At 47.9% G+C, this 839-nt stretch carries 1 protein-coding gene; it reads left to right on the top strand.

All coding sequences use genetic code 11. From position 1 onward, the window contains the following. Nucleotides 1–121: 121 nt before the first annotated feature. The coding region (locus tag ACS8FD_RS18710) for an efflux RND transporter periplasmic adaptor subunit (RefSeq protein WP_439276955.1) at nt 122–839 on the top strand (718 nt) is incomplete at its 3' end.

The following is an 839-nucleotide window of genomic DNA, read 5'->3' as shown; positions in this document are numbered from 1 at the left end:
CTGTTAGTACGATAGACTACAATGCAAAAAGCGTTCAATAATATAAACTGTCTATACCACCCCGCTAAAAATTAACGTTTATCCTCTTTTTTACCAATGTGCTTATTTATAGAGACCAACTATGAGTGACCTTCAAGACCCTAATGATAAGCAAGTGTCTAATTCTACACCTGAGTCTGAGTTGCCGCCTTATCGCAACCCTGATACGGCAAAGCATAAACCCTCAAAAAAGCTTCCTGTGTGGCTATTGCCTGTGCTGGTAGCAGTGCTGGTCATTGGTGTGCTGTTAGGCAAATATTGGGGTGACAATGACTCGACTACGGATGAGTCGACCGTTGTCTCTGGGACACAAAATGATAAGGTGTCCATTGATACCGATAGCGATCAAGCCGTTTTAACGATCGAAACCGTACAGCCGAGTCAAGATAGTGTCGGCAACACGCTAACAGCTGACGGTACGATTAGTGCCAAGGATATTGCCAATGTCAGTGCCAAGGTCAATGGGGTGGCGATTGAGCGTGTATTGGTTGAAGAAGGTGCGCGCGTTAAAGCTGGTCAAGTTTTGGCAATATTCGATACCGACGCGATGGAGCAGCAGGTCTTGCAAGCAGAAGCAGACGTGGCCGAAGCCGAAGCCACGCTTGCCAATGCGAGTGCAGATGCGGCACGTGTGCTACCGCTACTTGATATCGATGCTATCAGTAAACAAGAGGCGGACCGTTACCGTACTTCTGAGATTCGTGCTAGAGCATCCTTGCAAGCCTCAAAAGCGCGCTTAAGCAATCAGCGCCTAAACCTTGAGAATGCCAACGTCGTCGCGCCCGTAAGTGGGGTAATCA

The organism is Psychrobacter sp. 1U2, from assembly GCF_051847575.1.
Note: the sequence above shows the minus strand (reverse complement) of the source record. Positions and strands in the feature narration are given on the sequence as shown.